The organism is Niallia yueguangensis (assembly GCF_052663115.1).
Genome location: NZ_JBQTCX010000004.1, coordinates 156,437 through 181,090, shown reverse-complemented (window position 1 = coordinate 181,090; position 24,654 = coordinate 156,437). Strand labels below are relative to the sequence as shown.

Sequence of the window (24,654 nt, the reverse complement as noted above, 5' to 3'; positions counted from 1 at the left end):
TCTCGCATTCCCACAGGAGTCTACGCGTATTCGGTCTGCTGAGTACTTCTTCTCCCATTTTTTTACGTAAAAAACAACAAACTTTGAGAAAACAGCCTTTTTATACACGAAAAGAACACCTTTTACGAGAGATGTTCTTTCAGGCTGTCGACAAACGCTTGCTTTCTTCGTTGTTCGCCTTACTCGGATGCTCATTACCAGGTAAAAGAGGATGAACGACTAAGTACGTCACGTCCTGTGACAACGTCGTTCTGACCAACATCCTGTTGCCCGCCGCTCCTCCCAAGGCTTCACGCCTCGAAAGACAAACGTTTTCAATCAGCCTGAAGTTTCTGCAAAAATTGGTTTGTCTACACTCTGAAAGAACATCTATACGGAAGATGTTCTTTTCGACCATTAAAATGCATGATTATTTAATAACTTTTGTATCGTTTAGCAATATAACTCAAACGCGGATACTAAGTTTTCCATAATGGCTTCCATTGAATTTCCTTCAATATCGTAGCGATGAATAAAATGAACGACTTTATTGTCTTTTATTACTGCCATTGAAGGGGACGATGGCTCGATGTCACCAAAAAATTCACGCATTTTTGCCGTTGCTTCCTTATCCTGACCAGCAAATACCGTAACAAGATGATCAGGTTTTTTCTCGGAAACTAAAACCGCTTGTGTTGCAGCAGGTCTAGCAAGTCCTGCTGCACATCCACAAACAGAATTTACGACAACTAGTGTAGTACCGTTGCTTGTTTCGATAAAGCTTTCTACTTCCTCTTCCGTTGTTAACTCTTTAAAACCTGCTTGCACTAATTCTGCTCTCATTGGTTTCACCATTTGTTTCATATATTCTTCATATGCCATTGACATTATTTTTTCCTCCTTTAAATACTACTTTTGCATTCATCATACTATATAATAAAAACCTTTTGCAATTTTACGGGCTTATCTCGCTTTATCATTAGATACTTATTTTCTTGCTTCTGTCATCTGTTTCCAAACAGAACCTTTTGCTTCCTCTCCTAGTTCGATTCTCTCGATCGCTAGTTTAATTTGTAAACTGACTTCAAACTCTGGATCATTTTCATGGTCTTTTAATGCTGCTAATGCCCGTTCATCTCCTACTTCATAAAGATACATTGCTGCCCGCCATCTCACTAGCTTGCTTGAGTCGCTTAAAGCTTGCATCATTTCAGGCATTGCTTCAGGAAAACCTAAATCGGATAAACAATCTCCTGCTGTTCTTCTTACGGTAATCGTTTTATCCTTTAAAGCTTTATAAAGAGACGGCAATACGTTTTTATCTTCAATCATGCCTAAATAAACAGTTGCTAACCTGCGAATAGACGGCTTTTCATCGTCTAAAGCCTTTGTTAAAACAGGAATATCATCAACTGTAGGGTCTTCACTTTGTTCTAGCTTTTGATAGCGGATTTTCCAATCTGGATGATCTAGATCCTCTAATGTAAGTTTCGTCTTTTGACGAATTATTTTTGTTTCATCCGATGTTTCTGGATTTTTTGCCAGTTTTACTAAACTTTCTATTCTGTTGTCGGGATATGCTGCCAGCAGCTCTTCTACCATCACATTTCCGATTTCGTCAAACTCACCGTATCGAACACCAAATTCTTTCCACCTTCTGCTTGTTACGACATTATCATTAGGCATTCTTACCTCTGTTACAGCTTTCATGAATTGGTCCGGCAGCCCGTATCGTTTTTCTTCCTCGCCGTCTGACAGTTTAATCTGCATCGGAATTCCTTTATACATTTGGACAAATACTTTTATTTCACCAAAATGATCATTTGCTTTATTGTCAGCTAATAATTCTTCTGCCTCTTCTCCAAAAGCATGTCGAACTTGTGCAAGCAGATCCTTCCAATCAAATCGAGCATTTCTTTCAACTGCTAAAAAATCAGCAACATGATATACCCCTTTGATTCCTTCAATCGATAAAATCGTGCGAATTATTTCAGGTGCATCTTCTTTGTTTTCTTGTTTATAATTATTGCTTTTTCCCATCGGCAGTTCTTCATCCAAATTTATTTTCATCGTATTTGGACTAGGTGTTGGTTCAATAGAAATAATTCTCACTATAATCCCCCTCATATACTATATTTTTCATCTTATCATAGTATAAACATATTATAATCCTTGCTTTTCCGCAATTTCTGATAGATAACTCCATCTCTCAATTAAATATTCTAACTTTTCGTTTAGCTCTTCTGCCTCTTTTAGAAGATTATTTGCTTTTTCAAAATCACTGCCTGCTTGTTCCAATTCCCCATCAATTTCGGTAATTCTTGCTTCCACTTTTTCAATATCATCATCAATTGTGGCCCATTCACGTTGTTCATTATAACTAAGTTTTACTTTTTTTGATTTTGGAAGAGCAGGTGTTTCCATTTGTTTTTCTTTTTTTACTTTTTCCATTTCTGTTTGTTCATTTCTTTTTTCTGCTTCTAGAAACTCGGAATAATTACCATAATACGAATCAATCACGCCATTGCCTTTTACGATTAACAATTGCTCTGCCACTTTATCTAAGAAATAGCGGTCATGAGAAACCGTAATCACAACACCTTCGAAATCATCTAAATAATCTTCGAGCACCATTAATGTTTGCGTATCTAAATCGTTTGTTGGTTCGTCTAATAATAAAACATTTGGTTCACCCATCAAGATTTTCAGTAAGTACAGTCTTCTTCTTTCACCGCCAGAAAGTTTGCTGATAATCGTGCCATGGGTATGCATTGGAAAAAGAAATCGTTCCAGCATTTGTGCAGCAGATATTGTTTTGCCATCTGATGTTTGAATGACTTCCGCTGTTTCTTTTAAATATTCAATCATCCTTTTCGACAAATCCATCTCTTCATTTTCTTGTGTATAATAAGCAACTTTTACTGTTTGACCTATCCTATACTCACCGGAATCTAAAGGGATTTTTCCCGCTAAAATATTTAATAGCGTAGACTTTCCAGCACCATTTTTCCCAATAATTCCAATTCTGTCTCCAGGCTTCACTAATAAATGAAAATGATCGAGAATCTTTGTATCTGCATATTTTTTGTTTGCATCAACTAATTCAAACACTTGTTTTCCTAGGCGGCTTCCTTTTAATGAAATATCAAGCTTTTCTTTTGTTTGTACGGATGAAAGCTTTTCATCCAACTGGTCAAAACGTTGTATTCTTGCTTTCTGTTTTGTGGAGCGTGCTTTTGCCCCTCGTCTTATCCATTCTAGTTCTCTTCTGAATAAGTTTTTTTGTTTATCAAGTGTTGCCGCTTCATTTTCTTCTCTTATTGCTTTTGCTTGCAAAAATTCCGAATAATTCCCTTTATAGCTGTATAGGTTGCCTCCATCTAATTCAAACATGCGATTAGTGACAGCATCTAAAAAATACCGGTCATGTGTAACTAAAAGTAGTGCACCATGAAACCTGCCTAAATAATCTTCGAGCCATTTCACTGCTTCAAAGTCTAAATGGTTTGTTGGTTCGTCTAAAATCAGCAAGTCAGGATTTTGAATTAACACTTGAGCGAGCGCTATTCTCTTTTTTTGTCCGCCAGAAAGCTCTTCCACTTTTTTATCCACATTTTCGATGCCAAGCTTTGTTAAAATCGTTTTTGTATTTGTGTGAACGTCCCAGCCGTTTAACGCATCGATTTTTTTTTGCACGTCAAACAATTTTTCATGTAAAGAAGCATCCTCTGGATAGGTGTTTAACTGCAACAGCAATGCTTCATAATCTCTAATTAACGTTAAGACGGGTGCATCACTTTCATACACTTGGTCTAAAACCGTCATTTCTGGATTTACTTCTGGACTTTGAGCTGAATAGGCAATTCGATAATCTTTTGGCGCAATTATTTCGCCGTCATCTGGCAAATCAATGCCTGCTACAATTTTAAGCAATGAGGATTTCCCAGTACCGTTTATTCCTATTAACCCAACCCGTTCTTTTTCGCTGATTGCAAACGAGATATTTTGAAAAAGCTCTTTTTCTCCATATGTTTTTGTTAAATTTTCAATCGAAATACTCTTCATAATTCCCATTCCATTCTTTATAAAATTCTCGTAAAAATAATTCCATGAATTGATGTCTCTCATCGGCTATGTTTTTTGCTGTTGTTGTATGTAATAAAGATTTTAGCTTTAATAATTTTTCATAAAAGTGATGAACAGATGTTGATTTGCCGTTTCGGTATTCTGCTTCAGTAAGCTCTTGTCTAACGGAAACAGCAGGATCATACATTAGCTGGCCTTTTTTTCCTCCATAAGCAAATGTTCTTGCAATGCCAATGGCGCCAATTGCATCTAAACGGTCTGCATCTTGAACAATTTTTGCTTCAATAGTCGCTGGCGGAATGCCATGACCTCCATTATAAGAAACAGACTTTATTGCAGCAAGAATATGGTCTTTGTCTTCTTCTTTAATAGGAAGTGTATGTAAAAAAGCTAATAAGTTATTTTGTCCCTCTTCTTTTGTATTGTTTAACTTGATATCAGCAACATCATGAAGCAATGCTGCCATTTCAATAATAAACGGATTTCCGTTGTTCTCTTTTTTCCCAATATATAAAGATGCTTTTCTAACTCGGTCTATATGGTACCAATCGTGACCAGAAGCATCATTTCCCATTTTTTGTTTTACAAATTGTTCTGTTTCTGCAATTATCGTCATTTACATTAGAACTCCAATCTTTATATTAACGTCCATATTGTATCATGAAAGGGATAAAACAAACATAGAACGACAAATCTTGAGTTATATTAAAAAGACTAAACAGAATAAGGAATCTGTTTAGTCGATGATGATTCAATATTTTTTCTTTTCGCTTGTTACTCTGGTAAAAACTTTTTTATCTTTGGAAATATTTTTATTGCGGTTCGATAAAAAACATCTTCATGATATTCTGCTGGAATGTAGTTTTTTACAAATTCCTTGTATTCATGAAAAGGGGCAAGAGGCCAGTCTGTGCCAAATAATAATTTATGATAGGAATTAGAATACACTAGGGCATGTTTTAAATGATTAAAAAAGATACCTTCCTGTGCTTGATTGAGTTCTTTTTTTGTTCCGACAATTAAACCGGATAAATCTGCATACACATTGGCATTTTTATAAATGATTTCAGCAGCTGTTAATGTCCATGGGTCGCCAAAATGGGCCATCATAAAGTTGACATTTCGATGTTTCACTGCAACTTCATCAATCGTAAGAGGATGGGAGTATTTTAACAGTCCTCTTTCTGAATACGTATCACCAGTATGGAAAACCACAGGCAGTCTATACTTTTCTGCCAGTTGATAAACTGGTTCATATACCTCATCATATGCATAAAATGGATAATAGCCTAAATAAATTTTTATGCCTACTACATAATCTTTTTGAATTTCTTTTTCTAATTTTTCGACCGCATCTTTTCCCATATCATATGGATTAATGCCAGCACAATAAACAACCTGATCGGGTATGCTTGGATGTAAATCCAACCCCATTGGAGTTTTTGCCTCGTTATCCGGAAAACCGATATTTGCTGTTTCTGTTACACCCATTCCGATAGCTAAAACAATATTCGCTTCCTTCATTTCTGCAATTAAACCTTCATAACTGTAGTCTACTTTGGAAAGATTGGCTGCTGTATGCTGAAATGATTTGATGTTGGAAAAGTGAATATGTGCATCAATTATTTTCATAACTGCTCCTTTTCATTTCATTCTTTTCCTCTTTATCTTATCTCGTTCAAACATAAAGAAGCAACATCATTCCTTTGTTTTATTATTTAATTTTCGTATAAGTGTGTGTTCAAAAAGGTAAAAAATTAGAAACAAGCCAACGAAGAGATTCGCCGCTTATCATTTGGTGCCTTTTTGAATATCCTCTATAAGTCAAAAATAGAACTATCTCAACAAAACTAGACAAAGCTCGCTAAAGGAATTTTTTTGCTTTTACCGAAACTAATAATATAAAGAATTTAGTATTCTCAGAGTTTCGAAAAAGTAAGACCGCAAACTTTCAGGCTGAATGAAAACGTTTGTCTATCGAGGAACGACCCTTTTTGAGGAGCGGCGAGCAACAGGACGTTGGTCAGAACGACGTTGTCACAGGACGTGACGTACTTAGTCGTTCATCCTCTTTTACCTGGTAATGAGCACCGCAAAAAACGGGGAGTGACGAAGAGAGCGAACGTTTTTCAACAGCCTGAGAATTAGTATTCTGTCTCTCTTGTTTTTGGTGCTAATTTTTACAATTCAAATTAAGAAGGGTGCTGTTACCATGAATGAAATAATGAATACCGTTGAATCAAATGAGACAAAAGCCTTAAGTGTAAAAGAAGCAGCAGATTATATTAACGAAAGTCCTGGAGTTGTTAGAAACTGGTTAAGAGAATTAAAGTCTTTTATTCCAACGATTATCGGGAATCATGGCTACAGATATTTTGATGAAGAAGGTATAGATATGCTCATAAAAGTTCAAAAATTAAGAACAGAAGAAAACCTTTCCTTAAGTCAGATTGCAGAAAAGCTTTCTTCCTCTGAGCAGCCGTCTATACCACCTCAATCGGATACGACGGAAAAAATTCAACAAGATATACAAAACATCAAAGAAAAACTTGAACTGCAAGTCAATTTTAATCAAGTATTAGTACAGCAATTAAAAAAACAACAAGAGCATATTGATGAACAGCAGCAGTTTATTCAACATCAAAAAGAGCATATCTCCGCGCTATTGGATAACAGCAGCGAAAAAAGCATGAATTCTTCTATGACAAGTCAACCAGCTCACGACGAATCTAGTTCCAATAAACCAGCATTTTTGCGGTTATTTTCGTTTCGGTAAACTTCAAGTGCGCAGAGTGGCGTAAACAATTAAACCATTAATAAAAGAGGATCAGTAAATTGTCTGGCAATTAACCGATCCTCTTTTTTACTTTTCTGCTATATGATAAGAAAATTTGGCAAAAAAGTCGCTGCTATGTAATAGACAGCATCTCTTTATTTTTTATTATTTGCTGTAAAGTTGCTTCCATGTAGTCAACCATCATAACTAAATCATCTATTTGTTCTTCTGTAATGATGCGATTAAAAAGAATAGTAAGATGATTTTCCAGTTTATTATCCATTGAAAAAGGATTTAGTCTTATTTCTTGCTTAATTTTACGTTCATTGCCCCAAATTCTTTTCAGCATCTCTTCTAATGATAGAAAAACATTTTTTTCATTCCGATGACATACCACAAGATGGATCGCCATATAACAGCCAATCTCCTTCTCATTCATCACTTTCGGTAACAGTTCTGCCGCTAAATTAGCAAGGTTTGCTTGTAAGGAAAAAGTCATTCTAGCATTTTGTTGGTTACTTAACGAAAAAGTAATCGAAAACTCTCTAGAAAGTTTGCTGCTGTTAAGAAGATCATTACGATCCAATATCGTAATCCTTCCATCTAAATCTCTATCATAAAAAGCACCTTCCATCACAGTTTTCAAATTATCAAACGCTGTCGGATCAAACATAAAATATCCTTTCTAAGAAAAGTGGAAGCGCCTTGCTCAGCCCTGAAACTGGACATCAATCTATTTTTCTTTCTTCATTAAAATAAACCGATCGCCTTACCTGCTTTATCCACATCCATATTTAATGCAGCGGGCTGTTTCGGTAAACCAGGCATTGTCATTACATCCCCTGTTAATGCGACAAGAAAACCTGCTCCTATTGATGGCTTTAATTCTCGAACCACAATTGAAAACTGTTCAGGTCTTCCTAACAGAGAAGGGTCATCCGATAAAGAATATTGTGTTTTTGCCATACAAATCGGCAAATTCCTCCATCCATATCGATCAAAATCTAAGATTTGCTTTTTCGCTTTTGAAGAAAATTCCACACTTTTCGCCCCATAGATACATGTAGCAATAGTAGTGATTTTTTCCTCAATAGATGCTTCCACCTCATATAAGTGGTGAAAGTCCTGTTTATTTTCATCCATTAATTGCAATACTTTTTCTGCAAGCTCTATTCCGCCTGCCCCTCCTTTTTCCCAAACTTCTGTTAAGGCTACCGGGATATTTTCTTGTTCACATAGTTGTTTTAATACATTAATTTCATTTTCCGTATCTGTATAAAATCGATTAATGGCAACAACAAATGGCAAACCGAATTGTTTAATGCTATCAATATGTTTTTGCAAATTTGCAAACCCTTTCTTTATAGCATCGATATTTTCAGCAGCCAACTCACTTTTAGAAACGCCTCCATGCATTTTTAATGCACGCAATGTAGCCACAATGACAACTATTTCTGGGTTTATCTCTTCATTTCTTGCTTTTATATTTAAAAACTTTTCTGCACCTAAATCTGCCCCAAATCCTGCTTCGGTTACAACATAGTCTGCTAATTTAGAAGCGGCTGTTGTTGCTATTACACTGTTGCATCCATGAGCAATGTTGGCAAATGGACCGCCGTGAATAATCGCTGGCGTATGCTCAAGCGTTTGCACAAGATTTGGTTTAATCGCATCTTTTAATAATAACGTTAAGGCACCCTCCACTTTTAAATTACCGACCGTAATGGGATTTTTATTTGTGTCATATGCAACAACCATTCGTGCAAGTCGCAGCTTTAAATCATCGATATCTGAAGCTAAACATAAAACAGCCATGATCTCTGATGCAACCGTAATATCGAAGCCATCTTCCCTTGGAATTCCTTGTAAAGGCCCTCCCAATCCGATAACTACTTTACGAAGTGCCCGGTCATTTAAATCAACTGCACGCTTCCATACAATTCTTCTTTGATCTATATTTAATGCATTTCCTTGATGGATATGATTATCAATTAGTGCTGCTAATGCATTATTTGCTGTTGTAATAGCATGCAAATCACCTGTAAAATGAAGGTTGATATCTTCCATTGGCAAAACTTGTGCATATCCTCCTCCGGCTGCTCCTCCTTTTATGCCCATTGTTGGCCCTAAAGAAGGTTCCCTCATTGCAATGATTACTTTTTTATTTAATTTTTGCAGGGCATCACCTAACCCTACTGTTACAGTGGATTTTCCTTCTCCGGCAGGTGTTGGATTAATAGCAGTTACTAGAATTATTTTTCCTGACTTATGCGTTTTTAATTGTGCTAATTTTTCAGATGTAATTTTTGCTTTATATTTACCATAAAGCTCTATATCTTCTTCTGTTAAATTTATTTTGTTTGCAATATGTACAATAGGCCTCATTTCTGCCTGTTGTGCGATTTCAATGTCTGATTTAATGGTTACTTTTTGCTGCATGTAAGGTCCTCCTGCTATTATGATGCTTCCATTGTACAAAATAACGATATAAAAAGAAATAATGTCAACAAAATGTTCCTTTTTTAGAAATATTTATTTCCCTTTTATAACACATGAAAAATATACTATCAGAGTGTAGACAAAATGATTTTTGCAGAAACTTCAGGCTGATCGAAAACGTTTGTATTTCGAGGCGTGAAGCCTTGGGAGGAGTGGAGTTACCGTGGTTGGGTAATGAGCATCCGAGCAAGGCGAACAACGAAGAAATCGAGCGTTTGTCGACAGCCTGAAATATACTATTTCCTATTTTTCCAAATTTCTAAAGATTAAACGTTGCGAGGATGGATAACTAATCTTATAATTAGCTATGTCACATTTTACTTTTTGTATTTTCTTAACCTTTTATAAGAAAATAGTAGACAAAATAAATTATACTTATTTCTTCTTTATTTACCATTTTTCATAAGAAACAACTACTGTATAAACAGTTATAACATTGCAAAAAAGGAGGCTTTTTTATGCCAATTAAGATCCCATATCTTCTGCCAGCACGCGAAATATTAGAAGAAGAAAATATTTTTATTATGGATGAAAACCGTGCGAATACACAAGATATTCGTCCTTTAAATATACTAATTCTTAATTTAATGCCAGAAAAACAAAAAACAGAAGTCCAAATTTTACGATTATTAGGAAATACCCCTTTACAACTAAATATCTCTTTTTTACGAACAGCTTCCTATGAATCAAAGAACACAAGTCCATATCATTTAGAACAGTTTTATACAAGCTTTGAACAAATAAAAAATAATAAATATGATGGAATGATTATTACAGGAGCGCCAATTGAATTATTAAAATTTGAAGATGTTCAGTATTGGAAAGAGCTAACAGATATTATGGAATGGTCAAAAAACAATGTAACATCGACTCTTCATTTATGTTGGGGAGCACAAGCAGCCTTGTATTATCATTTCGATATTCATAAATATGAATTGGATAAAAAATGCTATGGTGTCTTCTCTCATTATTTATTAGACCCATCAGACAAGTTATTAAGAGGATTTGATGACAATTATTTAGCACCACACTCCCGCCATACTGATGTACAAATGGAAGAAATAATGAACCATCCTGATTTAAAATTACTGTCTGCATCGGAAGAGGCTGGAGCATTCATCATAAGCGGAAATAATGGAAAACAAATTATGGTAACTGGTCATTTAGAATATGATTCTTGTACACTTGCAGATGAGTATACGCGTGATCAAGCAAAAGGACTCGATACTGATCTTCCAATTGATTATTTTCCAAATGATGATCCGAATGAAAAACCATTAAACAGCTGGCGTTCCCATGCATATTTACTATTTTCTAATTGGTTAAACTACTTTGTGTACCAACAAACGCCTTATGATTGGAAATGAAAGAACCTTTATGGAAAAGGTGACGGAGCTTCGCCAGCTTTATTGAAAAAATAAACAATCGTGTTTTGTAGTTTGTTTTTTATTCTACCTAAGTTTTGGAATGGCTCCGCTCGCGCCGCCTTTAAAACATTTTTAACCAGCACGCCTTCGTAGGTTGCTGGTTTTTCTTTTATTCTCTTTAACTTTTGTTTTCAGAATAATAAACTTCCTCAAATGGCTGCACGACAACAAACCCTTCTCCAGTAAACTTCATTTGAATAGATTCGCCGCTTCCTCTTCCAAAAAAAGTTTTTAAAGATATATCCGTCACAAATTCTGGCTGTAAATTGCCTGACCAGGCAACCGTTGCGTTTGGATCCGTAAAAACAGGACTGTCTGGAGTTACTTTTAATGTTAGCGGTTCATAATGGGAGGTGATAGCGATCATACCTTGACCTGATAAATGAATATTAAATAAACCACCTGACATCATACCGGCAATTCTTTTCATTAATTTAATGTCCCAGTTGATGCTTGGTTCAAAAGCTAATAAATCATTGCCGTTTACGTATAAAGATTCATTTTGCAATCGCAGGATCGATATTTTTTTCCCTTGATCGGCAACATATAATGTACCACGTCCATTTGCTTTCATTAAAGAAGCACCTTCACCTGTTAACGCTTTTTTAAACATTTTCCCAAGTCCATGTTCAAAAACACCTTCTCTTGTAAACTTTATATTGCCTCTGTAGGAAACCATGCTTCCTGCTTTTGCCCATATTTGGTCGGATAAGTTAATTTCAAGCATTCTTGGTGTTTCTAATTCAAATAATCCTTCGCCTTTATCTTTTTGTTCCGTTTGTGCAACAAAATCCTGTAATGAATATCTTCCCATTAAATATCTCTCCTTACTATTTTTGTATTTATTCCCGGCTGGTTATAGTCATTTTTTGTCCTTTATGTATGCAATTTTCTCCCAATAAATCATATGTTAAATAGAAACCATTTTTAACAAATGCTTACTGGAAACTTTATTTACATAAATTACGTTACATTTGTATAAAAGTTTCATTTTTTAGCATAGATTGAAAAAATAATCATTTATCGACAAAAACAACTATAAAATGGTTTTTGGCTGTTTTCTCAAAGTTTGTTGTTTTTTACGTAAAGTAATGGGAGAAGAAGTACTCAGCAGACTGAATACACGTAGACTCCTGTGGGAATGCGAGAAAGACGAGACCCCACAGGAGCGTATGCGATGGCACTGAAAAAGTGTTTTATTAGATAAATTATAAGTGAAACACTTAATTTTATTAGGGTAAAAATGGTATAGAGAGTTTGAAAACGACCATCATTTTGGTTAGGAGAGGCGTCCGCACGACTCCTGCGGGATTAGCGAGACAGGCGAGACCCTGCAGGAGCGTAGCGACGAAGCGGCTCGGCGCTCGCCCCGCGGAAAGCGTGTGGTAAGCCTCGGAAAACCGAACGAAAACTTCTTCGTTGCTTGGATTGTCACTACCTATATTTTAAAGCATTCACTTTTTCAGTGACCTCAGCGTATGCGACGAGGAGGCTCGACGCTCGCTAAACGGACGAAGTGTATTCAGGCTGCGCGTTTAAATGCAACAATCTATACGAAAACAGCCTAGTTTTTTGTTTAAATGATGAGCTTTTGTAAATACTATTGGCGTGATAAAAGAAAGGGAGGAAAAATAGATGGAGCAGCTTGTTGCGGTAGAAAGAAATCAAAATGGACAAATTATTAGTTTTAAAACTTCTGGTGGAAGAGTTATCTCGTATAGAAAAGCATTATTGGACGTGGAAAATGGCATAATTGATGGGGTAACAATTACGGAAAATCAGGAACAAAACGGACTGCAAGCATATTTTGAAAATTCATTTGATGATTACCCGTTAATTTATTCATTATGATGAATGCTAAGAGACTATACGCTCAAAAAAGAACCGTTGTTTTTATCCTTTTTTGAGAGTATAGTCTCTTAGTCTTTATTCTATTTCTTCATTTTTTTGCTGAATAATGGTTAATGCTTGAATTCTCGATTCGTCCTCTTCAAAATATTGAACCAAATCTCCTACACGGTCAATGGCATCCCAGCTTAAATGATGTTCTATTCCTTCGACATCGTGATAGATGTTTTCTTCTTTAACACCAATAATTCGTAATAGCTGCTCTAATAATTCATGGCGATATACTAATCTTTTGCCGATTTTTTTTCCTTTTGAAGTTAAAATTAATCCTCGATATTTTTCATAAACAAGATAGCCGTCTTTATCAAGCTTCTGAACCATTTTTGTTACAGACGATGGATGGACAGATAATGCTTCTGCAATATCAGAAACACGCGCATATCCTTTTTCTTCAATTAATTTATAAATTTGTTCAATATAGTCTTCCATACTAGGTGTTGGCATGTTGGAAAGTAGCCCTCCTATCACAATACACTTGCTTTGATTCTCAGGCTGTTGAGAAACGCTCGATTTCTTCGTTGTTCGCCTTGCTCGGATGCTCATTACCAGGTAAAAGAGGATGAACGACTAAGTACGTCACGTCCTGTGACGACGTCGTTCTGACCAACATCCTGTTGCCCGCCGCTCCTCCCAAGGCTTCACGCCTCGAAATACAAACGTTTTCAATCAGCCTAAAGTTTCTGCAATTATTACTTTTCCTACAATCAATGAAAACTTCCAACTAGGAAGTTTCTAGATGTTGATATACGTTCACATTATATATTTCATACAAATAAACCTTTTTCATTTAGAACATTCTTACTTTCACCTATGCTCAAACATTCACTTTTATTAGTGTTTCACTCTAATATCTTATAAAAATAAAAAAGGTTTAGGTCATATATTTAATAAAGTTCCTACCCCTTATGCATTTTACTATATAAAAATACATGAAACAAGCAATACTCAGCCAGATAATGAAAACGACAAATAATCTTATCATGTTTTCAGCTTTTTATCTATACTAATAACATTTTTTGATTCTCCAACGTTAATTCTCAAATACAAATTTAATCTTATTTTCTTGTAATTCTAATTTTGCATCAAAGGTTTTTTCTCCTTTTTTAAATCCTTTGATAAGGTTACTCTTTCCTTCTTTTAGTAACTTTTTTACATTAGCCTGAGAAATTGTTTTACCTAGAATTTTTTTCGAGATAGTAAAGTCACAGTTGGCAGCAGTGTAATTAGAACACCCATAAAATGATCCTTTATCCACTACATCTCCATCGCATTTTTTACATTTTCCAACTTTCGTTCCTGTTGACTTGCCTTTTCCTCGTCTTTTACCACTTTCTCTTTTGAATTCGCTTAGATCGAATTTTTCAAAAGACCATACTTCACTTTCTCTTTTTGCATCCTCTATAAATTTAATAGCTAATTTTTTCACTTGTTCCATAAACTCTTTAGGGGATGCTTTGCCTTCTCCAATTTCGTTTAAACGCTGCTCCCATTTGGCCGTCATTTCGGGAGAAGCTAAGATGCTTGAACCAATAGATTGAATCAGCACTCTTCCTTTATTAGTAGCAAATACTTGATTCTTTTTCACATCTATATACTTTCTATCTCTTAATACGCCAATAATTCCAGCTCGAGTTGCTTCTGTACCTAAACCTTGTGTTTTATTTAAAACCTTCACTAACTCTCCATCTTCTAAATGTTTTCCTGCTGTTTTCATTAACGTGATTAACTGGCCTTCAGTGTAGCGTTTTGGAGGTTGGGTTTTACCTTCTTTCACTTTTACGTCCTGTACATTCCCTTTTTCACCATTTTTGAGATTAGGCAATTCCTGTTCATCTTCATCAGCTTCTTGTTCTTTTTGACTACTGTAGATAACTTTGCGCCAACCTTCTTGAATTTGTGCTTTTCCTTTAGAAATAAATGTTGCTCTTCCTTCAACCAATGTATTAATCGTTGTATAATCTAAAATAGCTTTATCGTAATGAGCTGCAATTAATCTTTTTACAATAAGCGTATAAATATTTGCTTCTTCTCCAGACATCTTAGATGGATCAGTTACTTGTTCCGTGGGAATTATTGCATAGTGATCCGTTACTTTTTTTTCATTTACATATCTTTTATTTTCTATAATGGAAACAAAAGGCAATGGGAAATATTGTTTAAAGTCATCGAATCGACTGATTTTTTCCAATGTATCTGGAAACATTGCTGCTTCTTCTTTTGTTACATAACTAGAATCTGACCTAGGGTAAGAAATAATACCTTTAACATAGAGCTTTTGAGCAACTTCAAGCGTTTTTTGTGGTGAATATTTAAACATCTTATTTGCCGTAGCTTGCAAAGACGATAAATTAAAAAGAAATGGAGGATGAAACTCTTTTCTTTCTTTGTCAATTGAATCAATGACTGCTTCTTTCCCTTTACAAAATTGCATAATCTTCTGCGCCATTTTGTCGTCATTTAAACGAGTATCTCCCTCTTTATGCCACTTGCCCCTATATTGCTTGTTATCCATGTTAAACGTAGCAACAACCTCCCAAAAAGGCTCAGATTTAAAATTTTCAATTTCAATCTCTCTTTTTACAATTAAAGCAAGGGTTGGTGTCTGAACGCGCCCTGTTGAAAATACATCTGATACCCCTTTTTTTTGCAGCAACAGTGTATATGCTCGAGACGCATTCATTCCTACAAGCCAATCTGCACAAGCTCTGCTTAAAGCCTCAAAATATATATTTCTAGTCTCGTGTTCTTCAAGCAAATGTTCAAATCCATTAACTACAGCTTTTGGAGTAAGCGAAGAAATCCATAGACGTTTCATCGGCTTTTTATTTTTACATAGAGCAAGAATGACTCTTATAATAGCTTCTCCTTCTCTTTCTGCGTCTCCGGCAATGATAATTTCATTTATTTCCTTGCGATGAACTAAATCTTTGATTATGTTAAACTGTTTCCATTTTGATTTTGTCACTCTATGTTGAAATTTTGTAGGAACAATTGGCAAGCTATCAAGAGACCATTTTTTCCATTTCGGATCATAATCTTCCGGGGGAATCAATTCGCATAAATGACCAATCGCCCATGTTAAAAGGCCGCCCTCTGGGAAAATATGATTGGGCTCTATTTCTACATACCCATCCTTTTTTTTAAAAGAAAAAGGCGAAGCAAGCTTTAAGCCTTGATCTGGTTTTTCTGCAATAATTAATTTCATAAAACATCTCCTAATATATATAAACGTACAGTACTGTATAATTTTTAGACATTCTATATTGTAATACTAAAAGTCCTTTTGATAAAATATTTATTTTTCCACTAAGGCATAAAAGCTGTTTAAACATAGGAATGGGTTGGGTAGGTTAATTCTACATGTTTTAAGCTCTTGAAGGGAATAGTACAAGTATCAAAAATAAGGAGATAAAATTTTATGGGTTACAATTTGTTTAAGTCAAAAAATACGGACCACTTTTCACTAATGGATATTCTCATGATATTCATTTCAAACAAGGCTCGTTATGTGTTTATTTTTGTTTTAATTTTTATGTGGTTTCGAAGCGATTCGAATAAAAAAGTGGTGGTACATGCTATAAAATCTTCGGCAGTTGCTTTGTTGATTAACACTTTTATTAGATTGTTTTATTTCAAACCTCGTCCGTTTATGAAACGGCGTGTCGGTATCCTTATCCCCTCGAAGATGGATTCCTCCTTTCCTAGTAAACACACGTTACTCGTGTTTGCTGTATCGACTTCTATTATACTACGTGAACGTATGCTTGGGTCAATCATGTGGGGATTGTCTATGTTGACAGGGCTGTCACGTATTTGGGTGGGACATCATTATCCTTCTGATATTATTGGAAGTGCCTTTATTGGCAGCTTCACAAGCGTCGTAATGAACAAATGTTCACGATTATTTAATAATTTTGTAAGATGCTTATATAAAGATGGTTAGTATTACCTCTGACATATGGATTTTAAAGATAGGGACTAACTCATTGTTTGAGTTAGTCCCTATCTTCATTTTTGATCATTTTTATTGTTTATAACTTGAGGTGTTAGTTCTTTCGCAAATTCACTAGCAAAATTCATTTGACTTTGTATTGGTCTTTTCGTGTTATTTCGAAGATTGTTATAAACTTCTTGGATTTTGTGCATCCATCTTGTATTTCGGCTGCCGATTACTCCAAGTGTTGTTAAACCAAGCAATGACCATGCTATCATGCTCCAGTTATTATTTCTTCTATTTAAAAGCATATTAAAGAAGCGTCGACTTCTTCTTCCACCCATTAAGGAAAACAGAGTGTTTATAGTGTTCATATTCATTACCCCCTATTTCGTATTTTTTGAATACAATCATATTTTGTGTTAAATCTACAGAAAATAGTGTTGGTAATTATTTATACTTTTTTCTAAATTAAAGATAGAATCCAGTCTTTTATATCTAAAATACGTAAATTTTTCGGCTTTGTATCTGTTCCGGTTACAATCATCGAAACAAGTGAATCTTGTTCATGCAATCCTCCGTGGCTGGCACCCCCTACATGTGTAGGAGATCCTTCGCCTATAAACTCATGTCCTGGTTTGGCATTAACAACAAGATAGTCTCCTTCATGCGAAAAAAAGGTTGTATAAAGCCTTGCCAATGCGTCTGGATATGTTCCATAACTAATGTTTTTTTCATTTATGGAAAGATCTAAAAGTTTTCGTTCTCCTTCTACATGCCAAGATTGACCATAATGATCAATAAAATCTCCTTCAGTATGAAAAGTGAGCTGTCCATCTTGAATACCGGAAGCTACGATTATCGAATTTCCTTTTTTCCAAGCGATAACATCAATCCTTTCATCTTTTTGCAAAACTTTTGCAAGTTCTTCTAAAGGGACAGCCTTAGCATCCAGAGAATAAATAAAGGCCATCCTTTCATTTACACCAAACACCACCTGATCGGAAGAAGTGATACGCTTTTTTAATTTTGGTATTTGATAAGCACTCAACAATTTTCTTAGGTCAATTAATGCTGCCTTACGATCATCATCAATCCACGCTTGACCATTATCCCCTAAAATAATCCAGATATTATTTGTTAAGGCCTCTTCCCACGTACGATAAGTGTTGAGGATCTTTTGCAATTGCTTGTCTACTTTTTCAATTCCTTTACTATCCATTCTCCCATGTTTATGTATACGTTGATCTAAATTAGGAAAGTAAGCAATGGTAAGTGCCGGAAGCATTTCCATCTCAATAAGATACTTCAATTCGGTTGCTGTAAATTTGTCATTAAATCCATACTTCTGCCAAAAATAGGAGTACCTTTTTGATGGATTCAACTTTTCCATAGACCCGTATGAAAAAACATCTGGCGCGTACGCATCTATTTTCCTTCTCATTCCGGTTACCAATGACATAAGGAGAGGAAAGGTTATTTGTATAGATTGATTGCCTCTGTACATTAACGCATTAATGGAAGCTGTTGGAATATTTTGTTCCCTAAGGATTTCATGAATCGTCTTATAATTTTTACTTAAATGGTTATGATTCAAATGATAAAAAATATCTTCCATGGACTGTTTTAATCCTAATTTTATTAGTTCTTTCACATGTCCCCCATAATTAATAATTCGATTTTCCTTTTTGTTAAACCAAACTAAGCCTGGGACTTTATGTTGATCACTATAAACACCTGTTAATAATGTACTATCAACATTTACGGACATCGTTGGAAATGGACTTACGACATTTGGAATGTTATAACCATTTTCGATAAAAAATTGTAATGCAGGAGCTTTTCCATTTTTTATCGCTTCCTGCATTGTTGGATTCATTAATGTATCAACAATAAGCATGATAATATGCTGCTTTTCTTTTCGATCAACGTTCATTTAAAACTCTTCCTTTCACAAAAACAATTCTTTTTTCTATCCAAAGAAAAGCTTTTGCAGACATATAAAATAATGACATGAAAAAACAAGGACAAACAATACACTAACCTTATATTTCCCATAACAGTAGATATTATTACCAATTAAAATCATTGTGAACTAGAGCAAGAAGTTGATCTAGTTATTCGGGATGAAAGTTCCAATAACTGGCGATAATAGCATATATAGAATAAAATAAAGGATGATATCGTGATTTATATATATAATGATTATGGTGGAACACATACTACAGCCTTAGCAGCAGCTTATCATTTAAAAAAATTGCCTGCAGATCGAAGGCTAACGAAGGAAGAAATATTAAATGTTAACAACTTTAATAAATTAACGACTTCTGATATGGGAAAGATTATTTTTCATGGGATAGATGAGGATGGAAATTCTGTTTATACAATTGGTCGAAAAAACTCCAAACTAGTTGTTCCAGCTTTAAAGAACCTAAGTTTATTATGGCAAGATAAATATAATAGTGATGAAAAAGTAGTTTTTTCCAATACCTCTCCAACTGTTCCATTTGCTATGACAATAGGAGGATTATTTTCTAGAGGGTTAAAAATCGATTTCATCGGGGTTCCGCTATTAGTTATAGGAGCCAAACAATGCTGTGATAATATTCATCAACTCGTTGAACACACGAAACAAGTTGGAAAATCGAGTCATGACAAAGTAATTGTATTAGAAAATACACAATTTAAGTAACATTTATATAGACAGAGAAAATAAAAAAGAGTGAAATATAAACAGATGCTCCATTCTGCCAACAATAATGCAGATTTAAGCATAGCTGTTTATACCACTCTTTCTTATTAAGAATACGCAACTTTTAACGATTTTTTTATTTCCAAATATAGTTCAATTTCTTTAATTACATAATATATTTGCGCCTGCTCTTCAAAAACATCCCAATTGTGAGGAAGCGATTCTCTTTTTATTATTTCTTCTATTTTTTGAAGTTTGCTTAAAAAAAGCTGAGCCGTATTTCCTGGATGGATACAAAGACTTAATTCTTCTAAAAAATCGGCAACTACTTGCCTTTGTTCTGATAATATTTGAACAGACGTTACTCGATTAAATAACCGTTCCATTATATCTAACTGTTTTTCACGAATGGTAAAATATTTATAATAATAATTTTCCTTTCGTGTAAAATGATTTTGCACATCCCTAAATGCTAAACTTTTGGCGATTTGCACTTCTTTTGCCGTACTTTTTAATTTGCTTTGATAATTACTATCACATTCATTAGTTCGTAAAAAATCTACCATTTCCATCAACAACTCCCGGAAATGTTTTTCGATCTTCATTTGATATTCTTTCATTTGTTTATCTAAGCTAGGCATATAACTGTTTACAAGCAATGCAGCTCCTATACCTATTACAATTAATCCAAGTTCATTAAGAATAATATCCCAATTCATATTATTTCTTGAATATATATGGAGAATGATTACTGTACTTGTTACTACCCCTTCGTTTACTTTTAATAATACGGTGGTAGGAATAAACAAAAGCAACAATAAACCAATAACATATGGTTTATAGGCAATCCCTTCGAAAAAAATAAATGAAAAAGGAATAGACAACATACAAGCAACAAATCGAGCAAAAGCACTATTAAGCGATTTTTTCTTTGAATTCTGAACACATAATATCGTAATAATAGCAGATGATACAAAAAAATCCAATTTGCATAATTGAGCCAAACTAATGCCAACACTTACTGCTACTGCAGTTTTAGCAGTACGATAACCGATTTTATACTTTTTTAACCTTTTTAATGCTATATCCATAATCAATCACAACCTGTTACTAACAAGTCATCCTGTAAAGAAGCAAGCTTTGTCTGTATTGAAATTTTGTCACCAGGTTTAACTAAAAGCGAAACAACAGATCCACTAAATGGTACAGCGATATCTTTAATTTCGCCACCATTTGTCTTAACTGTTAATATTGTTTCCCACTCATAAAAATAAGCATTTTCTTGAATCAATATTTGATCTACCATTCCTTCAAAAGGGCTTAAAATTATCTGGTCTTCACTTGAAATTTCATAATATGGACTTTGACTGCTTTTTACAATCGTTTCAATCATTTTTTTAAAACTTCCTTTTTTATTTAGTTTTGGAGGATGTTCAAAAAGTCACTCATTTTGAACATACACATTTAGTTTTTACAAATTAAATAATAAATATCATGTTAATAAAAACACATTTCTATACACATTTCAATGCTTTCTTGCAATCTTTTTTATTTTTTTACCATACCAAATTAAGGGAATGAAATCCGACATAATATAACGTAGAAAGACGGATTTCCTTACATCTTCACGCTATATTTTTTCCATTTAAAAACTAGTCACTAAGGATAGGGTTTGATCTCATTTTTCTTTTAAACTAATTGAACTGACAGCCAACTATTTTATCATTTCCTCGTAAACGATAAAAAAACTGGTAAAAACCAGTTTAAAAGTTATATCTTATCACGTTGTTTTCTAACTGCATATACCAATTTTCCTTTTCAATAATAGTTGAGACCGTTAATATAGAGGAAGGAATTTTTTCAACGTAAAAGACAATTAACCCCATCTCTTTATTTAAAATAACACAAGAGTTTCCATGTGAAAATGTTGCTAAGTCTTTTCCCATTAAGAGAATGCTTTTTACTATTACATGTTTTCTTTCCTCTTCCAAAACGATATTTGGTAAAAATCTTAAGATCCAATTCTCCTTTTCCATAGAAAACCGATACATTTATCCACCCTCTTATTCCCTTTTAAATGCTTCCATTACGATTCCTGCATAATTACTACATTATTATGAAGAAACTGCATTTTTCATGATAAAAAAATAGTGGAAAAATCCAACTCACACTCCATTTAATGAGGAGGGTATGCACCCTTTTAAAATGAAGGCTCTGTTAAATTTCAGTGTTGATTAGAATGGTCAGGAAATTCACTCGCTTTCCGCGGACGACAGGCAAGCCTCCTCGTCGCTTTGCTCCTGTGTGGTCTCGCCTGTCTCGCTAATCCCGCAGGAGTCGTACTGACGCCTCTCCTAACCAACATGATTGTCGTTTTCAAACTTTATATACCATTTTTATCCAACTAAATATAAACTTTACCTATTATTTATATAATAAAACACTTCTTCAGTGGCCTCCGTACCTCACTGCGGGGTCTTTCCAGCCCGTTTTTCCGCAGAAGTCTCGCAAATTTCCTTCCAATATCAACAATATCGTTTAACAGAGCCAAAATGAAAAGAGAAATATTACCCTGCCAATAAATCCTTCATCATTTTTTATGATAATGTATGCGTTTCCTTTAGAAAATTTTTCAAGTATAAATATGTAAAAAATTGATGAAACTTTTCTGAAAAACGACCTTGAAACCTTGACTGTAAAGGGTTATTCGTGTATATTATAGACATCATTTAACAAAATTCTGAAAAATCTTTTTCTATTAGTGTGTATTCTAAAAAGAGGACAAAGAGAGCGGAGAAAATCGAAATGCGGGTGTCTCGAAACCCAGTGCGCAATAGTACTTTATAAGGACTCGATTGACGTTGCAACGAAGAGATTCGCAAGCTATTGTTTCTAGACTTTTTTGAATAACCTCTATTATTATTTTGTTCTATGAGAATATTTATTTTATAGGCACAAAGAGAGTGTCTTGAAAGGCTTAGGAGGAATTTTATTATGCAAAACGGTAAAGTAAAATGGTTTAATAACGAAAAAGGTTTTGGATTTATCGAAGTTGAAGGTGGAGACGATGTATTCGTACACTTCACTGCTATTCAAGGTGAAGGATTCAAATCATTAGAAGAGGGACAAGAAGTTTCTTTTGAAATCGTTGAAGGTAACCGTGGACCTCAAGCTGCTAACGTTGTAAAACTATAATCGAAAATATTATTTTATAAATAATATTATGCTAGAGCTGACTATTCAGGTCAGCTCTATTTATTTCCTTCTTCATCCCCTAATATTTTTTCTCCATATTTTTTTATTCTTTCCCCAACCGTACATTGTGAAATACAGAAACGATGTGCATATCTTTTACCTTTATCGATTTTATTATGTTGATACAAAAAACAGTCTTTACAATAATCATTCATTAATTCTTCCACTTCATGAATCCATTTTTTTCTTCCCAATTTTCCATCCCCGCTTTTTTGTTATTCCCTTTGATAATAGGTGATTATTTCTATGATGTAGTCGGATCCAAATTACATCTATCGTGAAATAATTTGCATTTTACTGTATATTTTTTTGCCTTGCAGTGCCTGTGTTGCTAATTTATCTGCTTCTTTATTATCATTCCTGCCAATAGGTGTGTAAATACTATACAATTTTAGCATAGTTATTTTTTCTTCTATCCTATCCAGCCAATTGCTTAAGTCTTTTTCATAACATGGCCATTCTCCAGCTAATTGTTTTAAAACAACTTGAGAATCGCCTCTAAATTCACATGTAACCCCATGTGCATTTAATTCTTCCAGTAAATTAAGTGAATGATAAAGCGCAGCATATTCTGCTTCATTATTTGATTTCATCTCATGAAATAATTCATTTGCTCGAATTCTGTATTTCTTTTTTCCTTGATAAAAAAATAATACAACGCCAATGCCTGCGATTTCTTCTTCTTTATCATAACCACCATCAAAATATATGACAAAATCATGTGGCTCATCTTCTATTATTTCAGACAATTTTTTTAACTCTTTTAAATTCCACTCCGTACCTTTTTCATCATAATAAAACAACTCTTTTCCTTTTTTGCTTTTTTCAATATCTTCCCCTACTGTAATTGCTATATTAACTGGCATCCAATCAGAAGTAAAATAAGCTTCCTCTTTTTTATTTAACACATATTTCCATTCTAATTTATACTTCATATTCATTCCACCTTTTTATTCTCTTTTATGTCTACGTTTTATTTACACTTATTCATTTCACGTTATAATAAGTGATGTCTGTCTTCTTTTATTTTAGGCTATGTGTTAAAAAGCTCGTTGTTGATTTGGGCACTATGTTGATTGGAGTGAAAGGCGTGAGACTCCTGCGGGAAAAGCGAGTCAGAGGGAGACCCCACAGGCGCATAAGCACCGAGGAGGCTCCCGGATCGCCCGCGGAAAGCGAACGCTATCACTGCAATCAACAGGCAAGTTTAACAGAGCTAATTTTTAAAATGGTACTCATATGGATTATTATATGTAGAACGGAGCCTTTGCAATAATCGATTCCATCCGTCTCCATGTCTGTACGTAATATTACAAAGAAGTCTATTTTCCAAAAATGGAGGTTAATATGATAGAAGTATACATTGATGGTGCCAGTGCAGGAAACCCAGGTCCGAGTGGCGCCGGCATTTTTATAAAAGGTCATGGTAGTGCTGAAAAATACTCTATTCCGCTTGGAAATATGAGTAACCATGAAGCAGAATACCATGCTTTTATTAAAGCTTTAGAATTATGCATTGAAAAAAAGTATCAAACTGTAAGTTTTCGAACAGATTCTCAATTAGTCAATCAAGCAGTAGAAAAGGAATTTGTAAAAAACAAACAGTTTGCTCCATTATTAGAACATGCTTTATTATTAACAAAAAAATTGGATTTATTTTTTTTAAAATGGATTCCCAGCAGTCAAAACAAAACAGCTGATGAGCTTGCACGTATGGCAATTAGACTAAATTCCTAAAACACCTGCTGTTTGTAAATTAAATTTACTTCAAAAAAAAATTCCTGCTATTTTGAACAAAATGCAAGTTCTTTATAGCGGGAATAACTTGTTGTGTTTAATAAAATGGATTGCTTGCTTTTTTGTCATAACATTATTATTTACAAACATCTCCAGTAATGATACATAGAAACTTCCATCAAATCGTTTCTGAATTTTTAACGTGCATTCTATTGCAGCCATACTTATTTCATCTGTTGCATTCGTTAAAGCTTTTCCGAAATAGATAAAACCAACATAGTCTTCCCCAATCGAAAAGCCTTTGCTTTGTAGAAATAGCAAATACTCTTCTAATGTTTTCAATAAACGCCAAATCCCCTCT

The 24,654-nt window shown here is 34.4% G+C and carries 25 protein-coding genes; 7 read left to right on the top strand and 18 right to left on the bottom strand.

Going from position 1 to position 24,654, the window contains the following annotated elements:
- Nucleotides 1-432: 432 nt before the first annotated feature.
- From ACTYA4_RS05725 to ACTYA4_RS05705, 5 genes are all read right to left on the bottom strand, one after another.
- Entirely contained in the window at nucleotides 433-867 is a 435-nt protein-coding gene (locus ACTYA4_RS05725) for a BrxA/BrxB family bacilliredoxin (protein WP_443479893.1), read from the bottom strand.
- A 99-nt stretch (nucleotides 868-966) separates the two neighbouring features.
- Nucleotides 967-2,091 carry a conserved virulence factor C family protein gene (locus ACTYA4_RS05720; RefSeq protein ID WP_443479894.1) on the bottom strand — a complete coding sequence of 375 codons (1,125 nt, stop codon included), beginning with the start codon at nucleotides 2,089-2,091 and terminating at the stop codon, nucleotides 967-969.
- Nucleotides 2,092-2,142: 51 nt separating this feature from the next.
- The gene (locus ACTYA4_RS05715; protein ID WP_443479895.1) at nucleotides 2,143-4,044 is read right to left on the bottom strand and encodes an ABC-F family ATP-binding cassette domain-containing protein; all 1,902 of its coding nucleotides are present in this window, start codon (nucleotides 4,042-4,044) and stop codon (nucleotides 2,143-2,145) included.
- Nucleotides 4,025-4,681 carry an HD domain-containing protein gene (locus tag ACTYA4_RS05710; protein WP_443479896.1) on the bottom strand — a complete coding sequence of 219 codons (657 nt, stop codon included), beginning with the start codon at nucleotides 4,679-4,681 and terminating at the stop codon, nucleotides 4,025-4,027. The genes ACTYA4_RS05715 and ACTYA4_RS05710 overlap by 20 nt, the downstream gene beginning before the upstream one ends.
- Nucleotides 4,682-4,839: 158 nt before the next feature.
- Nucleotides 4,840-5,697, bottom strand: a complete 858-nt coding sequence (locus ACTYA4_RS05705; protein WP_443479897.1) for an amidohydrolase family protein — start codon at nucleotides 5,695-5,697, stop codon at nucleotides 4,840-4,842.
- Nucleotides 5,698-6,277: 580 nt separating this feature from the next.
- Here ACTYA4_RS05705 and ACTYA4_RS05700 point away from each other — a divergent pair.
- Entirely contained in the window at nucleotides 6,278-6,841 is a 564-nt protein-coding gene (locus ACTYA4_RS05700) for a MerR family transcriptional regulator (protein ID WP_443479898.1), read from the top strand.
- 133 nt (nucleotides 6,842-6,974) lie between these two features.
- On the opposite strand, the gene ACTYA4_RS05695 is transcribed toward ACTYA4_RS05700, so the two are convergent.
- Together ACTYA4_RS05695 and ACTYA4_RS05690 are read right to left on the bottom strand one after the other, a co-directional pair.
- Nucleotides 6,975-7,514 carry a hypothetical protein gene (locus tag ACTYA4_RS05695; protein WP_443479899.1) on the bottom strand — a complete coding sequence of 180 codons (540 nt, stop codon included), beginning with the start codon at nucleotides 7,512-7,514 and terminating at the stop codon, nucleotides 6,975-6,977.
- A 77-nt stretch (nucleotides 7,515-7,591) separates the two neighbouring features.
- Nucleotides 7,592-9,280: a formate--tetrahydrofolate ligase gene (locus ACTYA4_RS05690; RefSeq protein WP_443479900.1), complete on the bottom strand. Its 1,689-nt coding sequence runs from the start codon at nucleotides 9,278-9,280 to the stop codon at nucleotides 7,592-7,594.
- Nucleotides 9,281-9,798: 518 nt separating this feature from the next.
- On the opposite strand from ACTYA4_RS05690, the gene metA reads away from it, so the two are divergent.
- On the top strand, nucleotides 9,799-10,707 hold the full coding sequence (gene metA, locus ACTYA4_RS05685) for a homoserine O-acetyltransferase MetA (protein ID WP_443479901.1): 909 nt from the start codon (nucleotides 9,799-9,801) through the stop codon (nucleotides 10,705-10,707).
- A 178-nt stretch (nucleotides 10,708-10,885) separates the two neighbouring features.
- Here the strand turns inward: metA and ACTYA4_RS05680 are convergent, their stop codons facing one another.
- Nucleotides 10,886-11,581: an AIM24 family protein gene (locus ACTYA4_RS05680; protein ID WP_443479902.1), complete on the bottom strand. Its 696-nt coding sequence runs from the start codon at nucleotides 11,579-11,581 to the stop codon at nucleotides 10,886-10,888.
- A gap of 821 nt (nucleotides 11,582-12,402) precedes the next feature.
- Between ACTYA4_RS05680 and ACTYA4_RS05675 the strand changes: the two genes are divergently transcribed.
- Complete coding sequence (locus ACTYA4_RS05675) at nucleotides 12,403-12,618, top strand: DUF3892 domain-containing protein (protein ID WP_443479903.1); 216 nt, start codon at nucleotides 12,403-12,405, stop codon at nucleotides 12,616-12,618.
- A gap of 75 nt (nucleotides 12,619-12,693) precedes the next feature.
- On the opposite strand, the gene mntR is transcribed toward ACTYA4_RS05675, so the two are convergent.
- Both mntR and ACTYA4_RS05665 read right to left on the bottom strand, forming a co-directional pair.
- Nucleotides 12,694-13,119 (bottom strand): transcriptional regulator MntR, encoded by a 426-nt coding sequence (gene mntR, locus ACTYA4_RS05670; RefSeq protein WP_443479904.1) that lies wholly within the window; start codon nucleotides 13,117-13,119, stop codon nucleotides 12,694-12,696.
- A 586-nt stretch (nucleotides 13,120-13,705) separates the two neighbouring features.
- Nucleotides 13,706-15,880 carry a DNA topoisomerase III gene (locus ACTYA4_RS05665; RefSeq protein ID WP_443479905.1) on the bottom strand — a complete coding sequence of 725 codons (2,175 nt, stop codon included), beginning with the start codon at nucleotides 15,878-15,880 and terminating at the stop codon, nucleotides 13,706-13,708.
- A 213-nt stretch (nucleotides 15,881-16,093) separates the two neighbouring features.
- On the opposite strand from ACTYA4_RS05665, the gene ACTYA4_RS05660 reads away from it, so the two are divergent.
- Nucleotides 16,094-16,618, top strand: a complete 525-nt coding sequence (locus ACTYA4_RS05660; RefSeq protein WP_443479906.1) for an undecaprenyl-diphosphatase — start codon at nucleotides 16,094-16,096, stop codon at nucleotides 16,616-16,618.
- 65 nt (nucleotides 16,619-16,683) lie between these two features.
- Here the strand turns inward: ACTYA4_RS05660 and ACTYA4_RS05655 are convergent, their stop codons facing one another.
- Complete coding sequence (locus ACTYA4_RS05655) at nucleotides 16,684-16,983, bottom strand: hypothetical protein (RefSeq protein ID WP_443479907.1); 300 nt, start codon at nucleotides 16,981-16,983, stop codon at nucleotides 16,684-16,686.
- 92 nt (nucleotides 16,984-17,075) lie between these two features.
- Nucleotides 17,076-18,545, bottom strand: coding sequence for an alkaline phosphatase family protein (locus ACTYA4_RS05650; protein WP_443479908.1), 1,470 nt, complete (start codon nucleotides 18,543-18,545; stop codon nucleotides 17,076-17,078).
- A 249-nt stretch (nucleotides 18,546-18,794) separates the two neighbouring features.
- Between ACTYA4_RS05650 and ACTYA4_RS05645 the strand changes: the two genes are divergently transcribed.
- Nucleotides 18,795-19,301: a DUF3189 family protein gene (locus ACTYA4_RS05645; protein ID WP_443479909.1), complete on the top strand. Its 507-nt coding sequence runs from the start codon at nucleotides 18,795-18,797 to the stop codon at nucleotides 19,299-19,301.
- A gap of 107 nt (nucleotides 19,302-19,408) precedes the next feature.
- Here ACTYA4_RS05645 and ACTYA4_RS05640 read toward each other — a convergent pair whose 3' ends face one another.
- The 3 genes from ACTYA4_RS05640 to ACTYA4_RS05630 all read right to left on the bottom strand — a co-directional run bounded on the left by ACTYA4_RS05640 (nucleotide 19,409) and on the right by ACTYA4_RS05630 (nucleotide 21,352).
- Nucleotides 19,409-20,392, bottom strand: coding sequence for an aromatic acid exporter family protein (locus ACTYA4_RS05640; RefSeq protein WP_443479910.1), 984 nt, complete (start codon nucleotides 20,390-20,392; stop codon nucleotides 19,409-19,411).
- A gap of 2 nt (nucleotides 20,393-20,394) precedes the next feature.
- Nucleotides 20,395-20,694: a hypothetical protein gene (locus tag ACTYA4_RS05635; protein WP_443479911.1), complete on the bottom strand. Its 300-nt coding sequence runs from the start codon at nucleotides 20,692-20,694 to the stop codon at nucleotides 20,395-20,397.
- A gap of 370 nt (nucleotides 20,695-21,064) precedes the next feature.
- Entirely contained in the window at nucleotides 21,065-21,352 is a 288-nt protein-coding gene (locus ACTYA4_RS05630; protein WP_443479912.1) for a hypothetical protein, read from the bottom strand.
- Between the two features lie 943 nt (nucleotides 21,353-22,295).
- Between ACTYA4_RS05630 and cspD the strand changes: the two genes are divergently transcribed.
- Nucleotides 22,296-22,496: a cold-shock protein CspD gene (gene cspD / locus ACTYA4_RS05625; RefSeq protein WP_009332654.1), complete on the top strand. Its 201-nt coding sequence runs from the start codon at nucleotides 22,296-22,298 to the stop codon at nucleotides 22,494-22,496.
- 56 nt (nucleotides 22,497-22,552) lie between these two features.
- On the opposite strand, the gene ACTYA4_RS05620 is transcribed toward cspD, so the two are convergent.
- Both ACTYA4_RS05620 and ACTYA4_RS05615 read right to left on the bottom strand, forming a co-directional pair.
- The gene (locus ACTYA4_RS05620; RefSeq protein WP_443479913.1) at nucleotides 22,553-22,750 is read right to left on the bottom strand and encodes a zinc-finger domain-containing protein; all 198 of its coding nucleotides are present in this window, start codon (nucleotides 22,748-22,750) and stop codon (nucleotides 22,553-22,555) included.
- 78 nt (nucleotides 22,751-22,828) lie between these two features.
- Nucleotides 22,829-23,491: a reverse transcriptase-like protein gene (locus ACTYA4_RS05615; RefSeq protein ID WP_443479914.1), complete on the bottom strand. Its 663-nt coding sequence runs from the start codon at nucleotides 23,489-23,491 to the stop codon at nucleotides 22,829-22,831.
- Nucleotides 23,492-23,903: 412 nt separating this feature from the next.
- Between ACTYA4_RS05615 and ACTYA4_RS05610 the strand changes: the two genes are divergently transcribed.
- Nucleotides 23,904-24,293: a reverse transcriptase-like protein gene (locus ACTYA4_RS05610; RefSeq protein ID WP_443479915.1), complete on the top strand. Its 390-nt coding sequence runs from the start codon at nucleotides 23,904-23,906 to the stop codon at nucleotides 24,291-24,293.
- Between the two features lie 72 nt (nucleotides 24,294-24,365).
- On the opposite strand, the gene ACTYA4_RS05605 is transcribed toward ACTYA4_RS05610, so the two are convergent.
- Nucleotides 24,366-24,635 (bottom strand): DUF6123 family protein, encoded by a 270-nt coding sequence (locus ACTYA4_RS05605; RefSeq protein ID WP_443479916.1) that lies wholly within the window; start codon nucleotides 24,633-24,635, stop codon nucleotides 24,366-24,368.
- Between the last annotated feature and the right edge of the window lie 19 nt (nucleotides 24,636-24,654).

Coding starts and splice junctions, on each gene's coding strand:
- ACTYA4_RS05725 (WP_443479893.1), bottom strand. CDS start 867: ATGTCAATGGCATATGAAGAATATATGAAACAAATGGTGAAACCAATG.
- ACTYA4_RS05715 (WP_443479895.1), bottom strand. CDS start 4,044: ATGAAGAGTATTTCGATTGAAAATTTAACAAAAACATATGGAGAAAAA.
- ACTYA4_RS05710 (WP_443479896.1), bottom strand. CDS start 4,681: ATGACGATAATTGCAGAAACAGAACAATTTGTAAAACAAAAAATGGGA.
- ACTYA4_RS05705 (WP_443479897.1), bottom strand. CDS start 5,697: ATGAAAATAATTGATGCACATATTCACTTTTCCAACATCAAATCATTT.
- ACTYA4_RS05700 (WP_443479898.1), top strand. CDS start 6,278: ATGAATGAAATAATGAATACCGTTGAATCAAATGAGACAAAAGCCTTA.
- ACTYA4_RS05695 (WP_443479899.1), bottom strand. CDS start 7,514: ATGTTTGATCCGACAGCGTTTGATAATTTGAAAACTGTGATGGAAGGT.
- ACTYA4_RS05690 (WP_443479900.1), bottom strand. CDS start 9,280: ATGCAGCAAAAAGTAACCATTAAATCAGACATTGAAATCGCACAACAG.
- metA (WP_443479901.1), top strand. CDS start 9,799: ATGCCAATTAAGATCCCATATCTTCTGCCAGCACGCGAAATATTAGAA.
- ACTYA4_RS05680 (WP_443479902.1), bottom strand. CDS start 11,581: ATGGGAAGATATTCATTACAGGATTTTGTTGCACAAACGGAACAAAAA.
- ACTYA4_RS05675 (WP_443479903.1), top strand. CDS start 12,403: ATGGAGCAGCTTGTTGCGGTAGAAAGAAATCAAAATGGACAAATTATT.
- mntR (WP_443479904.1), bottom strand. CDS start 13,119: ATGCCAACACCTAGTATGGAAGACTATATTGAACAAATTTATAAATTA.
- ACTYA4_RS05665 (WP_443479905.1), bottom strand. CDS start 15,880: ATGAAATTAATTATTGCAGAAAAACCAGATCAAGGCTTAAAGCTTGCT.
- ACTYA4_RS05660 (WP_443479906.1), top strand. CDS start 16,094: ATGGGTTACAATTTGTTTAAGTCAAAAAATACGGACCACTTTTCACTA.
- ACTYA4_RS05655 (WP_443479907.1), bottom strand. CDS start 16,983: ATGAACACTATAAACACTCTGTTTTCCTTAATGGGTGGAAGAAGAAGT.
- ACTYA4_RS05650 (WP_443479908.1), bottom strand. CDS start 18,545: ATGAACGTTGATCGAAAAGAAAAGCAGCATATTATCATGCTTATTGTT.
- ACTYA4_RS05640 (WP_443479910.1), bottom strand. CDS start 20,392: ATGGATATAGCATTAAAAAGGTTAAAAAAGTATAAAATCGGTTATCGT.
- ACTYA4_RS05635 (WP_443479911.1), bottom strand. CDS start 20,694: ATGATTGAAACGATTGTAAAAAGCAGTCAAAGTCCATATTATGAAATT.
- ACTYA4_RS05630 (WP_443479912.1), bottom strand. CDS start 21,352: ATGTATCGGTTTTCTATGGAAAAGGAGAATTGGATCTTAAGATTTTTA.
- cspD (WP_009332654.1), top strand. CDS start 22,296: ATGCAAAACGGTAAAGTAAAATGGTTTAATAACGAAAAAGGTTTTGGA.
- ACTYA4_RS05615 (WP_443479914.1), bottom strand. CDS start 23,491: ATGAAGTATAAATTAGAATGGAAATATGTGTTAAATAAAAAAGAGGAA.
- ACTYA4_RS05610 (WP_443479915.1), top strand. CDS start 23,904: ATGATAGAAGTATACATTGATGGTGCCAGTGCAGGAAACCCAGGTCCG.